General features: G+C 40.7%; 13 protein-coding genes, 12 tRNA genes and 1 rRNA gene. All 26 read right to left on the bottom strand.

Annotated features, from left to right (window positions below; genetic code table 11):
• Positions 1-222: 222 nt before the first annotated feature.
• Positions 223-1,989 carry an ABC transporter ATP-binding protein gene (locus PCY08_RS03955; RefSeq protein WP_301559488.1) on the bottom strand — a complete coding sequence of 589 codons (1,767 nt, stop codon included), beginning with the start codon at positions 1,987-1,989 and terminating at the stop codon, positions 223-225.
• Position 1,990: 1 nt separating this feature from the next.
• On the bottom strand, positions 1,991-3,697 hold the full coding sequence (locus PCY08_RS03950) for an ABC transporter ATP-binding protein (RefSeq protein ID WP_301559487.1): 1,707 nt from the start codon (positions 3,695-3,697) through the stop codon (positions 1,991-1,993).
• A gap of 191 nt (positions 3,698-3,888) precedes the next feature.
• Positions 3,889-4,590: a histidine phosphatase family protein gene (locus PCY08_RS03945; RefSeq protein ID WP_301559486.1), complete on the bottom strand. Its 702-nt coding sequence runs from the start codon at positions 4,588-4,590 to the stop codon at positions 3,889-3,891.
• A gap of 99 nt (positions 4,591-4,689) precedes the next feature.
• Positions 4,690-5,127 carry a competence type IV pilus minor pilin ComGG gene (comGG, locus tag PCY08_RS03940; RefSeq protein WP_301559485.1) on the bottom strand — a complete coding sequence of 146 codons (438 nt, stop codon included), beginning with the start codon at positions 5,125-5,127 and terminating at the stop codon, positions 4,690-4,692.
• Positions 5,105-5,566 (bottom strand): competence type IV pilus minor pilin ComGF, encoded by a 462-nt coding sequence (comGF, locus tag PCY08_RS03935; RefSeq protein ID WP_301559484.1) that lies wholly within the window; start codon positions 5,564-5,566, stop codon positions 5,105-5,107. Before comGF ends, comGG begins: the two co-directional genes overlap by 23 nt.
• Positions 5,529-5,831 carry a competence type IV pilus minor pilin ComGE gene (gene comGE, locus PCY08_RS03930; protein WP_301559483.1) on the bottom strand — a complete coding sequence of 101 codons (303 nt, stop codon included), beginning with the start codon at positions 5,829-5,831 and terminating at the stop codon, positions 5,529-5,531. Before comGE ends, comGF begins: the two co-directional genes overlap by 38 nt.
• Positions 5,794-6,228 carry a competence type IV pilus minor pilin ComGD gene (gene comGD, locus PCY08_RS03925; protein WP_301559482.1) on the bottom strand — a complete coding sequence of 145 codons (435 nt, stop codon included), beginning with the start codon at positions 6,226-6,228 and terminating at the stop codon, positions 5,794-5,796. Before comGD ends, comGE begins: the two co-directional genes overlap by 38 nt.
• Positions 6,191-6,514 carry a competence type IV pilus major pilin ComGC gene (gene comGC / locus PCY08_RS03920; protein WP_049528341.1) on the bottom strand — a complete coding sequence of 108 codons (324 nt, stop codon included), beginning with the start codon at positions 6,512-6,514 and terminating at the stop codon, positions 6,191-6,193. Before comGC ends, comGD begins: the two co-directional genes overlap by 38 nt.
• Positions 6,515-7,558, bottom strand: coding sequence for a competence type IV pilus assembly protein ComGB (gene comGB, locus PCY08_RS03915; RefSeq protein ID WP_301559560.1), 1,044 nt, complete (start codon positions 7,556-7,558; stop codon positions 6,515-6,517).
• Positions 7,479-8,420, bottom strand: a complete 942-nt coding sequence (gene comGA / locus PCY08_RS03910; protein ID WP_301559481.1) for a competence type IV pilus ATPase ComGA — start codon at positions 8,418-8,420, stop codon at positions 7,479-7,481. Before comGA ends, comGB begins: the two co-directional genes overlap by 80 nt.
• A gap of 58 nt (positions 8,421-8,478) precedes the next feature.
• Positions 8,479-8,856 (bottom strand): DUF1033 family protein, encoded by a 378-nt coding sequence (locus PCY08_RS03905; RefSeq protein WP_007555701.1) that lies wholly within the window; start codon positions 8,854-8,856, stop codon positions 8,479-8,481.
• A gap of 137 nt (positions 8,857-8,993) precedes the next feature.
• Entirely contained in the window at positions 8,994-10,052 is a 1,059-nt protein-coding gene (locus tag PCY08_RS03900; RefSeq protein WP_000649456.1) for a zinc-dependent alcohol dehydrogenase family protein, read from the bottom strand.
• Between the two features lie 139 nt (positions 10,053-10,191).
• Positions 10,192-11,343: an N-acetylglucosamine-6-phosphate deacetylase gene (gene nagA / locus PCY08_RS03895; RefSeq protein WP_045762732.1), complete on the bottom strand. Its 1,152-nt coding sequence runs from the start codon at positions 11,341-11,343 to the stop codon at positions 10,192-10,194.
• A 158-nt stretch (positions 11,344-11,501) separates the two neighbouring features.
• Positions 11,502-11,585 (bottom strand) — tRNA-Leu (locus tag PCY08_RS03890).
• A 9-nt stretch (positions 11,586-11,594) separates the two neighbouring features.
• A tRNA-Gln gene (locus PCY08_RS03885) sits at positions 11,595-11,666 on the bottom strand.
• A gap of 13 nt (positions 11,667-11,679) precedes the next feature.
• Positions 11,680-11,752: transfer RNA gene (locus PCY08_RS03880), tRNA-His, on the bottom strand.
• 13 nt (positions 11,753-11,765) lie between these two features.
• Positions 11,766-11,836, bottom strand: a tRNA-Trp gene (locus PCY08_RS03875).
• Positions 11,837-11,847: 11 nt separating this feature from the next.
• Positions 11,848-11,928 (bottom strand) — tRNA-Tyr (locus tag PCY08_RS03870).
• A 12-nt stretch (positions 11,929-11,940) separates the two neighbouring features.
• A tRNA-Phe gene (locus tag PCY08_RS03865) sits at positions 11,941-12,013 on the bottom strand.
• 3 nt (positions 12,014-12,016) lie between these two features.
• Positions 12,017-12,090: transfer RNA gene (locus PCY08_RS03860), tRNA-Met, on the bottom strand.
• A gap of 10 nt (positions 12,091-12,100) precedes the next feature.
• Positions 12,101-12,190: transfer RNA gene (locus tag PCY08_RS03855), tRNA-Ser, on the bottom strand.
• A 6-nt stretch (positions 12,191-12,196) separates the two neighbouring features.
• Positions 12,197-12,268: transfer RNA gene (locus PCY08_RS03850), tRNA-Glu, on the bottom strand.
• Between the two features lie 9 nt (positions 12,269-12,277).
• Positions 12,278-12,351: transfer RNA gene (locus PCY08_RS03845), tRNA-Ile, on the bottom strand.
• 36 nt (positions 12,352-12,387) lie between these two features.
• Positions 12,388-12,458, bottom strand: a tRNA-Gly gene (locus PCY08_RS03840).
• A gap of 5 nt (positions 12,459-12,463) precedes the next feature.
• Positions 12,464-12,536, bottom strand: a tRNA-Val gene (locus tag PCY08_RS03835).
• Positions 12,537-12,540: 4 nt separating this feature from the next.
• Positions 12,541-12,656: ribosomal RNA gene (gene rrf / locus PCY08_RS03830) — 5S ribosomal RNA — on the bottom strand.
• Between the last annotated feature and the right edge of the window lie 119 nt (positions 12,657-12,775).

Here is a 12,775-nt window from a genome sequence, read left to right as displayed (position 1 = left end):
TGTTTTTTTTAAGTCCGTGATAAATTTTTTTTATCAGAAAAAGTTGCCCCAGACTAGGACAACTTTTTTGCTTATACTCAATGAAAATCAAAGAGCAAACTAGGAAGCTAGCCGCAGGTTGCTCAAAACACAGTTTTGAGGTTGTGGATAGAACTGACGAAGTCAGTAACACATATACGGCAAGGGGACGCTGACGTGGTTTGAAGAGATTTTCGAAGAGTATTATTCAAAGACAAATTGATTGTGATACAGTTCGGAGTAAAAGCCTCCAAGCTTGAGTAATTCGTGATGATTTCCTTGTTCGATAACCTCACCATCCTTAAGGACAATAATCTGATCGGCATTGAGAATGGTTTTTAAGCGGTGAGCAATGACAAAACTAGTTCTTCCTGCCACAATAGCTTCCATGGCATTTTGAATCTTGCTTTCTGTCACAGTATCAACGTTTGATGTTGCCTCATCCAAGATTAAGACCTGTGGATCTGTCATCAAGGTACGAGCGATGGAAATCAACTGCTTCTGACCGGTCGAGAAGACACTCTGGTCATCATCAATCAATGTATCATACTTGTCTGGCAAACTTTCGATATATTCATGGATATGCGTGGCCTTGGCTGCTGCTTCAACCATTTCCTGACTGGCATCTGGTACACCAAATCGAATATTGTCTCGAATGGTTCCACTAAATAAAACAGAATCCTGTAAAACAATTCCTACCTTACTTCGCAAACTATCTAAATCAAACGCGCGAATATCTGTTCCATCAAAGCTGATACTACCTGCATCCACATCATAAAAACGATTGATGAGGTTCATAATGGTTGTTTTCCCTGAACCTGTCGGACCAACTACCGCAATCATTTTCCCTTTTGGAGCTGAGATGCTGACATCTTTCAAAATGGGTTTTCCTGGCAGGTAGGAGAAGTCTACATTACGAATCTCCACACCTTCTTTTAATTCGTTAAAGACGGGAGCATCTTGAGGACGAACTTCTTCTTCTGCATCAAACATTTCTTGGATACGGTCTGCACCTGTAAAGGCCAGTTGCAAACTTCCCCAGCTCGCAGCTAATTGGATAATGGGCTGGTAATACTGTTGCGAAAACTGAGTAAACATGACAATCAAACCCAGAGCAGTTGCTGTCTCGATGTTCTTATCATTCAGTAAGACAGCTGAACCAACAAAAATAACTACTGCTGTATTGACCAGGCTCATCCCATTCATAACAGGAAAAAGAATTCCTGAAAACATTCTGCCCTTGAAAGTGGCCTTTCGAACCCGTTCATTCTGCTCGACAAAACCAGCAATCACATCTTCTTGAATGCCTTGAACAATAACGGCTTTTTGTCCAGAGATACTCTCATCCATATAAGCATTGAGCTTCCCAACTTCTTTTTGTTGGAGGTTGGTGTATTTCCGCGCTAGCTTTAAGATAAAAAAGACCATGATAACAGCTATTGGAGTGCTGGCAATTGTGATTAAAGCCAAGGTGACATTTTTTGCGAACATGACAATCAGTAAGCCAATATAAAGGGCAATATTGGTCATGACAGACACTAAACTTTCGTTGAAAGCTTGGAGAATATTATCCAAATCACTGGTAAAACGAGACAGGATGTCTCCATCTTGATGGCGGTCAAAGAAGGAAACTGTCAAGCGAGAAAGCTTGCCAAAAAGTCCCTTACGCATCTCATTTGTAGATTCCGCAATAATGCGGCTCATCAAGACCATATAGATGAGACTAGACACTACTAAAACAATCAAAATATAGGCAAGATTGATTAGGAGTCCCAATAGACTTTGCCAAACCATATCTGGATTTCCATTTTGATAGGCTATAACCAAATTAGCCAGCTCTGTGACTGTTTGACCTGCAAATACTGGAAAGAGGGCTTGTGCTACCGTTGCAATGATAATCATAACAATGACAACGATAAAGGATATCTTGTAAACTTTAAAATAGTTCCAAAAAAATTCAAATGTCTTCATCCTACTCCTCCTTTCCTTTTTGCGTTTCGTAAATTTCACGATAAACTGGGTTTGTTGCAACCAAGTCAGCATGTTTACCTTGACCAATCAAGCGCCCTTGGTCAAGCACTAAAATTTTATCCGCATGAACAACAGAGCTAATCTTTTGCGCGATGATAACCGTAGTCGTCCCCTTCAAATCCTTGTTGAGAGCTTCTTGGACCAAACGTTCTGATTTGGCATCAAGGGCAGAAGTTGAATCATCGAAAATCAAGATACGAGGATTGCTGACAATCCCACGCGCAATGGACATTCTTTGTTTTTGTCCACCAGAAAAGTTAGTTCCACGTTCCTCGACCGGACTTTCAAAAGCCAAGTCCATGCGACTAATAAATTCACTAGCTTGTGCGATACGAGCTGCGCGTTCCATCTCTGAAACTGTTGCATCTCCCTTTCCTTGTCTGAGATTATCTGCGATGGTTCCACTAAAGAGAATAGCTCTTTGCAAGACGATAGAGACTGTCTTACGAAGCGTCCCTTCGCTAACTGTCCGAATGTCCTTTCCACCAATTTTGATAGTACCTTGCTGAGGATCAAATAGTCGTGGAATCAACTGAGCCAAGGTTGATTTACCTGCACCAGTTGCTCCGACAACCCCAACCATCTCACCAGCTGCAATATCGAAAGATACATCTTTTAGGATAGGTTCCTCATCATTTGGATAGGTGAAGGTCACATTTTCAAAACTGAGACTTCCTTCCAATTCTTCATCTTCCACATCCTTGAAGGTCATAGCCGGTTCTGTATCAAGGATTTCACGAATACGACGGAGGGAAATCATGGCACGAGTGACTGAATTCCCCAAAAATCCGACCATAACAATGGTAAAGATAATCTGACTCAAATAGTTTACAAATGAAGCAATGGAACCAACGACTGACGGATCTGACTCTGCCATACCTGCTACAAGCCAAATTGAGAGAAAAACAGCCCCATACGAAATTAACATCATTGCAGGTTGCATAACAGAAAAGGCATAACCAATATAAAGGTTTTCTCCCAACAATTCATCTGACACCTGCGTAAACTTATCAAACTGCTCTTTTTCTCTGACAAAAGACTTAACCACGCGTACACCACGCAAATTTTCTTTAGCAATGGCATTGATACGCTCTAGTAAGGTCTGGAACTTTGAAAAGCGTGGTCCCACCACTCCCATCATAAAACCCATTATGACAACAATCAGAACGACCATTAGAACTAGCACCCACCATAGAGAAGGTAGGGTGACAACTGCTAGAATAAAGGAACCGATAAACAAAAGTGGTAGTCGAAAGAGAATTTGGAAGGTCATCATGACTACGTTTTGAATCTGGTTGATGTCATTGGTCATACGAACAACAAGGTTCCCTGCGTTATATTCCTCAATATTAGCGTATGAAAAAGTTTGAATCTTACGAAAGGCATCTTCCCGTAAGTCTGACGAGACTCCTTGAGCAATGTAGGCGGCTAGCACAACATTGATGCCACCTGCAATCAAACCAATCAAGGCAACAAGGATTAACCAAAAACCGATACTATAAATAGCTTCATTATCACCAGTTAGCAGTGCTTCTAAAACTTCCTGCAAATAACGCGGTTGCAGGAGTGAACTCGTTACCATTAGACCTGTCATAATTAAGGAAGCTAGAGCCTGCCATTTATAGGCTTTTATTTTCTGAAACAGCATATTTCCCCCTTCTAAGATAGACAAAAGGGAACGACAACTCTGTCAGTCCCTTCTTATGCTTTCATGTTGATGCTATTCTAACAAAAAAGAATGCTATTGTCAAAGCACTCAGCTCTCGCAAGCTTGTACAATGACGACATCAGCATTCTATTGAATCATCTAAAACATCTTCTAATTTAAGTAGAGAATTTTTATTGTTCTGAACTAGCTTGCTCTTCTAGTTTAGCTCGACCAATTTCACGGTAGCTACGGTCCCCAACAATCTCAACTGAGAACTGACCATCCTGGTACTCGAGAATTGTGACACTACCATTATCAAGGCCATGCGGATGCATTCCGTTGATTAGATAGACAATGGTTCCAATAGTCATTCCATGGCTGACTACGAGAGCATTCCCACCCCCATTAGCTTCCATTTCCTTGGCAATGGCTTCAAAACCTTCCCAGATACGACCACTTAGTTTTTCCCAACCTTCAGCCCAACCTGCTGTGTCTACTTCTACCAGACCTTCAGCTAGCTCAGCATAGGACAAACGATGCACATGATCGACATTAAAAATACGAGGAATGATCCCCATAAAAAGGTCTCCATCATAAGCACCATCAAAACTACCAAAGCACCATTCACGGATTCGCTTATCCATACGATAAGGAATTTGCCCTGTTAAACCTAGTTCCTCAAGGATAATTCCCATTGTCTGAATGGTTCGTCCAGAGTCGCTTGAATAAGCACGCTCAAACCTTAAGACAGACTCACGCAAACCAATCCCCAATTCATGAATGCCTCGTTCCCCTTCAGCTGTCAGTGGAGTATCACTCCAACCTTGAGCACGCCCAATCGTATTAAACATTGTTTTTCCATGACGCACTAGATACAATTTTACACTTGACATTTTCCGTCCTCCATATGTATCTATTATAGCATGATTTCAGACAAAAACCTCGTCCTAACTTACTAGCCTTCAATCTCACAACTGAAGCAAAAATCCAAGCTATTCTGTATCTTTCTTTGAAGGAGTAACTTCAGAAGACTTTGCAGTTTCTTTTTTTACCTGTTCTTCTTTTTTCTCCTCATTTCCTTCTTTGGACTTATTTTCTGTCTTCTTAGTCTTTTTATCGGTCTTTTTCAAAGGAGAAAAGTGAAATTCAAACTGATTTTTTCCAGTGTCAACAATTGCTGTAAACCCCTTTTGGTCATTACGATAAGTTGACTTCCCTGCATCAAATGACTGCTGACCACTCTCAGAATTAGCTTTTTCATAGGTTCTCTTAGCCATTGCAAAGGCAAGAAGTTTTTCTTTATTCAGTGCATAATCCTGATGATGAGCTACTTGCCGATTTAGATAAAACTGCAACAAAAGACTAAAAATTCCAGCAATAGTAACCGCGTAAAGGAGAACTCCAGCTCTAATTTTTTTCTTTTTCCACACGATAGATAAACTCCCTCTCTAGTCCCTTTTCAAACTGAAAATTAAAATGAACATTTTGCCCGTTTTGGTAAATATGAGCTGATTTCAGACCGTAGACCATCGGCTGGTAGCCACGTCCACTGGCATCTGTTTTTCGAAAATCATTTGACTTTGATTTTCCCATGGAAATGGGGTTCCCATCCTGTTTGAGGTAAAGTCTATCATTCTCCACTTTTTCAAATTGGGCTCGATTCAGCTCTGCTTCCAGCTGATCCACAAATAAGAGCCATTCTTTTTGCTCACTTTTCTGCTGGTAGCGCACCTCTGAAACCAAGAGTTGGCTCATAGATTGAAAAAGAAGTAAACTCCCACTAATCACAAGAAGAGCAACCAGAGATTCTAAAAGTGTAAAAGCTCTGACTCTACTTATCTTGAATCGCCAGTAATTTTTCAGTTCCATGATACACCTCCAAACCTCGCTCATTCGAGACAACATCAATCGTAAGCCCATTAACCGTCAACTGCTTTTGTCCAGTCTGCAAAGCCATACGGGCCACTCGCAAAACTTCTTCCTGTTTTAGAAGGTCTGCTTCTCTTTTTCTATTTTCTTGAATCTGCCCCAGCAAGAGGGTTGCAATACTGGCAAAAACAGCTAGTGAAATCACTGCCTCCAGTAAAATAACCGCCTTAATTTTTTGCTTCTTGAATACGTTTAATCTTTCCATTTCCTAGATATAGTTGGTAGCGAACTACTTCTTTCCTTGTTTGAAATCTCACACTTGCAAGAGACGAATTTCCTCCAGCCTTATCAAAGGAAATTGACTGATTAGACTGCAATTGAATTCCTTTAGGGATGGCTAATTTCTGATAGCCATTTCCAATACTTCTCTCTTCCAAAATCAAGTTGATCTTCTGCTGACTAGCCAGACTTCGCTTCTGGGTTTCTCGATAAAGTTCCTCAAACTCCATAAAGAAAATCTGCTCCTCCACAGTCTCAAAAGTGGATTGAACTGAACTTGACAAACCCAGAGCTAACAGGCTGACTATCCCTAATACCAATAGACTTTCTAGCATGGTAAAAGCCCTAATCCGCAACTGTTTGACTTGTCTTTTGTTTTGCATGGTATTCCTTATAGGCTTTTGCTTGCTCAGCAGTGATGCGTCCATCTGCCTCTAGTTTACTTAGACTAGCATCCTCATTTTTATCTAGAGTATAGAGTTCAGCTTGGCTTTCTACCACCTTGACGACTGCTGCTTTCCCCTTATCATTCACTGCATCCTTTTGCTTAGTTAGGTTTGGCACAAACAGTAAGAGTAGAACACTAATAATAAGGAGGACCACTAACATTTCCACAAGAGTGAATCCTTTCACCTTGGCTTCTTTTAATTTCATCATCATTTTTTTCATCTAAAAATTTACCTCCATATTTTGATACATAGGCAGCAACATAGCTGCGTACAATAAAACGATTAGCAGAGCTACAAAAATAAAGACCAGGGGTTGAACTAAGTTCATCGTACGATTAACTCGAGTAAAGAATGCCTCCCAAGTTTTCTCTGCATAGATTTCCAATTCGCTTCCCAACTTGGATTTGACCTCTCCATATTCAATAATTAGTCCCAACTCTCTTCTAAAAAAAGGATAATCCTGCACAACCATAGAAAATTCATGCCCATTTTGCAAGGACAGGGATAAATCATGTCCGATTTCCTTAAAAAGAGGATTCCCTTGCTCCTGCATCATCTGGAAAATCTGTGACAATTCTAACCCCTGTCCAATCATATTTCCCCATTCTCGAGCATAATAGGCAGTTAGATAATACTGGATAAATACACCTAGAAAGGGGATTCTAGCTAGAAAAGAAAAGACTTGTATCTTCCTAGATTTTCTGTAAAAAATCAATCCTATTAAAGATGCAAGACTTAACGCTAGAGTAAGCCCCAAAAAAATCTGTGGTAGATTACTAATCACTAAGGTAGCTATGTTACTACTATCCAGTTGGGGCAAGAGATAATTTCGCAACCCCAACATAATGAGCAGTAAGAAAGCTAACAAAATGATTGGATAGGTCGCAACTTCGATTAACTTTTTCTTGACCTTAGCAAGATTATCTAGATACTCTTCAATTTTCCCTAAACTCAAATGAAGATTCCCATGAACTTCAGCCAAGGAAAGTTGCGTGACAATTGAACTTGAAAAACCTAAAGTCCCCATCATTTCCGAGAAGGATTTTCCCTGCGAGAGTCCTAGACGCATCTGCGATACATATTCCTTTTCCAACAAGAGACTTCTATCTAAAAAGGAAATGATTTCTACCAGATGAAAACCACTGGAAAATAAATTGTTAAAGAGAGTGATGATTTTCTTCTGCTTACTGGTAGCTAATTTTCTCCGTTTCAGCTTGAAGGGCAGTGATATGTCCTTCTTTAAGAAGCTGGTCAATTTGTCTATTCCACTTTTCTGCCTGGTGTTCTTGGTAATTTTTGTTTGCAAAATCAATAATTCCTCCTCCCCCGATTAGTCTCTGGTAACAAACACCTTGTAAAACAACTGCCAGTTCATCTTCACTGACGCCAAGTTCTAAAAGACGCTCATAGACCCCACGAATACTCTTGGCATGGATTGTCGAGAATACCGTGGCACCTGTCAGACTAGCTCGTACAACGGCACGAGCTGTTTCACTATCTCGTATTTCTCCAATAATTAAAAGATCTGGCCGATGACGTAGGGAGAGTTTTATCAAGTTCTCATAGCTCAGTCCAATAGCTTCATTGAGTTGTAATTGCAGCATCTCTTCCTGCTTAATTTCTACTGGATCTTCAATAGACATGACCTGCTGTCCCTTAAACAATGACTTGGCTAATTCATGCATCAAAGTAGTTTTGCCACTTCCTACGGGGCCTGCAAAAAGATAAAGCCCGCGTTGCCTAAAGCCCTTTTCCAGTTCTATAAGGTCCTGAAACCAGAAGCGCAACTCTTGTTCTTGATCATGCAAAAGCCGGATTACTAGACTCTCATGACCACGATAATCTCCCACCGTCGATAAGCGTAATGAAGAAACCTTATCTCCATGCTGATAATCACAGGAACCAAGCTGACTACGGCGTTTTTCTCCAACGTTCATCCCCGCAATAAACTTAAAATGACCAATGACAGCCCCCAACTTTTCAAAGTCATAGGTGTTAATCAAATGTCTCTCATCTCCAACTCGCATATGTAGCTCATAAGTCTTTTCTTTAGGAACAAAATAGATGTCCTGAGCTCCTTGTTTTTTGGCCAGTGTAATCAATTCTTGTGCAAGTGTTTGTACCATATCTTCCTCCTCATTCTTATTATTCGAAGAAAATATAAAAAAAGAAGAAATAACTTCATTAAAAAGTTGTTTCTTCTTTTTTTATGCGACAAGTACGGTGGATTTCTAAACCAGTCTGCTTTTCGTAACCAGGTCTAAATTTTTCATCAGGAATGACTTGACCATCTTCCAACAAAGCCAAGGAATGATATTGCTGAAGAAATTCATCGCATTCTTCACACCAGCGTTTATCTTCTGGATCCCAAAAAATAGTCATCAAGTCTCCTCTACTTTTGTAAAGGGGAATCTCCTTTTCTAACTCAAACCAACAAGACTTATAATATTTCAAGGCGTCATAATAGTTATCAAATTTTTTGCTCGCAATGACGTCGTCTTCCCAGCCTTCTATAAACCACCACGGTTCAAAATCTCCGTACATTTTTATAACTCGATACATAGTTTAACTTCCTTTGTACCGTATATTATAGCGAAATTTTGAGAACAATGAAAGAATTTTGCTCATTTTCACGAATTATATAACACTTTCAAAAAATCCAGCTATTCAAAAACGAATAACTGGATTTAAAAACAAGATTAACCTTCTGAAATATCGTTTTCAATAATCACTTTAATCGCATGATGATCGGCGGCCTTACTAAATACTTCATAGGCCTTTTCTATTTCACTAAGTTTGAAATAATGAGTTACCAATTTTTCAGGTTCAATTTTATGACTTTCTAAGGCTTTCAAAAGCTGAGGAGTTGTATTGGTAGAAACCAATCCAGTAGTTACGTTAATGTTCCGAATCCAAAGAGTGTCCAAATCAAACTGAACTGGTTTACCATGCACACCACAGTTGGCTACTGTTCCATCTACACCGATAATCTTTTGGCAGAGATCAAACGTTGCAGGAATACCTACCGCCTCAATAGCAACATCTACACCTCGACCATCTGTCAGATCATAAATTTCTTGAATTGCCTTTTCAGGGTCTGAAGAATTAATCTTATGAGTAGCACCGAAAGAAACTGCAGTATCCAAGCGGTTATCGTCTAGGTCCACCATAATCAATTTAGCTGGTGAATAGAATTGTGCCGTCAAAAGAGCTGCCAATCCAACTGGCCCTGAACCAACGATAGCTACACTACAACCAGGCTCAACTTTCCCTTTTAAGACACCAATTTCATAGCCAGTTGGCAAGATATCAGATAACATAACCAAAGCTTCATCAGACAAGTCAGCTGGAGTATGATAAAGAGTATTGTCAGCATGAGGCACACGAAGATATTCTGCTTGCATACCGTCGATCAGATGTCCAAAAATCCATCCACCTTCGTCTTCACAGTGAGCATAGATTCCTTTTTTACAATAGTAACACTTGCCACATGCACAAACGCAAGAAATCAAAACCTTATCACCCTTTTTGAAGTTTGAAACTCCTGCTCCGACTTCCTCTACAATACCAATTCCTTCATGTCCTAGGATAGTCCCACTCTTACAAGCAGGAACATCCCCTTTAATAATATGAAGATCTGTACCACAAATAGTAGTCTTAACGATACGCACAATAGCATCTGTTGGCTTGCGAATAACTGGTTTGTCTACATCAACAAATGACGCAAGGCCTGGTTTAACGTAAGTATAAGCTTTCATAAGCAATCCTCCGCTTTTTTATTTGTATTATTTATATCATAATTGTAAGCCTTTCCAATACAAAAATCAAGTAATTTGTGAAAGAAATAACAAATTTATTTAAAAAAAGAAGAAACGAAAATCGTTTCTACTTTTTAGATTATGCTTGATAACGTTTTTCACCATCTAGATAAGTTGCTACTAATTCCAAATCTTTATCTAACACGATAAAGTCTGCATCGTAGCCTTCACGAATTTGTCCACAGACGTCATCGATATGAACTGATTTAGCTGGGTTCAGACTAGCCATCATGACTGCTTCATGAGGATTTGCAATTCCCCACTCAACGACATTTTTCAAACCATCTTTAAGTTTGAGAATGGAACCTGCCAAGTTACCTGTAGATTTAAGGCGAGCAGTCCCATTTGCAACTACAACTGGAAATTCACCTAACATATAATCGCCATCTTGCAAACCACCGGCTGTCATACAATCAGTGATAAGGGCAATATTTTCAGTTCCCTTTTGTTTAAGAAGAATTTCGCAGGCCTTAGGATCCACGTGATGGCCATCACAAATCAATTCTGCATAAGTGTGTGGTAACTCATACATCGCACCAACCATACCAAGTTCGCGGTGTGTTAAACCACGCATTCCATTATAGGCATGAACCCAAACACTAGCCCCGGCATCAACAGCTTTTTTAGCTTCATCAAAGGTAGCATTAGAGTGACCAAGAGCAACAGTTACACCTTCACCAGTAATAGTACGTACAAAGTCCTCAACCCCATCACGTTCAGGTGCAAGAGCAATTTTATTAAGAAGACCATTAGCAGCCTTCTGCCAAGCACGGAACTCATCCATACGTGGATCTTTCATATAGGCAGGATTTTGAGCTCCCTTAAATTCTTCGGTGAAGTATGGTCCTTCAAAATAAATACCACGAATCTTAGCGCCAGATGCTTCTTGATAGCGTGCACCAATGTTTTCAGTAACAGCCAGCAATTGTTCGTATGATGAAGTTAGTGTAGTTGGTAGGAAACTAGTAACACCTGTGCTAAGAAGACCTTCACTCATCGTATGAAGAGTTCCTTCAATATTATTATCCATGACATCCACACCACCAAAACCGTGAATGTGGGTGTCAACGAGACCAGGTGCGATACTATAACCAGAATAATCTAAAATTTCAGCATCCTCAGAAATCTCTTCAACATGCTTACCAAACTTGCCATCAATAAGTTCCAAATAACCTCCACGACGAATACCATGTGGATAGAAAAATTGATCAGCTTTAATATACTTAGGCATAATGATAACCTCCTTAAGAAATAATCTACTATTTATTATGTCAATTACATTATAAACCTTTCAAAACAATTTGTAAATGGTATAGACCTTTTTTAGTGAAATTTTAATAAATTATTCAACAAAAAAGACAAGGTCCAAAAACCTTGTCTTTAATACTATACCGGCGGCCGGGGTCGAACCGGCACGTCCTTGCGGACACTGGATTTTGAGTCCAGCGCGTCTGCCAATTCCGCCACGCCGGCAAATAGTAACTGGGGTAGCTGGATTCGAACCAACGCATGAGGGAGTCAAAGTCCCTTGCCTTACCGCTTGGCTATACCCCAATAATATAAAATAGGCGAGTGATGGGGATCGAACCCACGCATGCCAGAGCCACAATCTGGTGTGTTAACCACTTCACCACACCCGCCATAATTTTAAAACACGGGCAGTAGGAATTGAACCCACACTGAAGGTTTTGGAGACCTTAGTTCTACCTTTAAACTATGCCCGTAGTTAAGGTTATGGAAGGGGAGGGATTCGAACCCCCGAACCCGAAGGAGCGGATTTACAGTCCGCCGCGTTTAGCCTCTTCGCTACCCTTCCAAAATATTTAAATGGCGCGAGACGGAATCGAACCGCCGACACATGGAGCTTCAATCCATTGCTCTACCAACTGAGCTACCGAGCCTTATTGCGGGAGCAGGATTTGAACCTACGACCTTCGGGTTATGAGCCCGACGAGCTACCGAGCTGCTCCATCCCGCGTTAATAATAAAGGAGGATGTGGGATTCGAACCCACGCACGCTTTTACACGCCTGACGGTTTTCAAGACCGTTCCCTTCAGCCGGACTTGGGTAATCCTCCAATAAATAGTCCGTACGGGATTCGAACCCGTGTTACCGCCGTGAAAAGGCGGTGTCTTAACCCCTTGACCAACGGACCATATTTCAATGGGCACGAGTGGACTCGAACCACCGACCTCACGCTTATCAGGCGTGCGCTCTAACCACCTGAGCTACGCGCCCAAGTTAAAAAACTTGGTAAATGAACGAAATGTTCAAAGCGGGTGACGAGAATCGAACTCGCGACAACAGCTTGGAAGGCTGTAGTTTTACCACTAAACTACACCCGCTAAAATGGGAGTTAACGGGATCGAACCGCTGACCCTCTGCTTGTAAGGCAGATGCTCTCCCAGCTGAGCTAAACTCCCTTTAGCTAAGCGACTTCCTTATCTCACAGGGGGCAACCCCCAACTACTTCCGGCGTTCTAGGGCTTAACTTCTGTGTTCGGCATGGGTACAGGTGTATCTCCTAGGCTATCATCACTTAACTTTGAGTAATACCTACTCAAAATTGAATATCTTTCAAATTTCACTTAAAATAATCACGCTTCGTATTCTCAGTTACTTTGGATAAGTCCTCGAGCTATTAGTATTAGTCCGCTACATG

It is taken from the genome of Streptococcus sp. SO4, from assembly GCF_030440055.1.
GTDB classification, from domain to species: Bacteria; Bacillota; Bacilli; order Lactobacillales; family Streptococcaceae; genus Streptococcus; species Streptococcus nidrosiense.
The sequence above is the reverse complement of the archived record's forward strand: the minus strand, read 5'-3'. Positions and strand labels throughout refer to the sequence as shown.